The sequence below is a fragment of the Paraburkholderia sp. BR13439 genome (assembly GCF_040948805.1).
Taxonomy (GTDB): Bacteria; Pseudomonadota; Gammaproteobacteria; order Burkholderiales; family Burkholderiaceae; genus Paraburkholderia; species Paraburkholderia youngii.
Genome location: NZ_JBFPKN010000233.1, coordinates 1 through 250, shown reverse-complemented (window position 1 = coordinate 250; position 250 = coordinate 1). Strand labels below are relative to the sequence as shown.

1 pseudogene is annotated in these 250 nt (G+C 61.2%); it reads right to left on the bottom strand.

Going from position 1 to position 250, the window contains the following annotated elements:
- Positions 1 to 124: 124 nt before the first annotated feature.
- Positions 125 to 250 (bottom strand): annotated as a pseudogene (locus AB3X96_RS43005) (transposase); the annotation flags it as partial.

Sequence of the window (250 nt, the reverse complement as noted above, 5' to 3'; positions counted from 1 at the left end):
TACCGCTCGCGCAGACCGTCGACGACTACGCCGCGCTTCTTCCCTGGTGCATGCCCGCCGAACTGCGGTAAGTCTATTGCCCTGTTCAACAACTCTGATGGGCGTCGTTAATTGACCGCTTACGTTGTAGCTGCACGCCGCACGTACCGACCCATGCGCCCAATGTCGAGCGCGGTATCGCGACGCCCGCTCGCGCAAAGATCTGCTCCTGACGGTACAGGGGAAGGTGGTCAGCGTACTTGGCAACCAG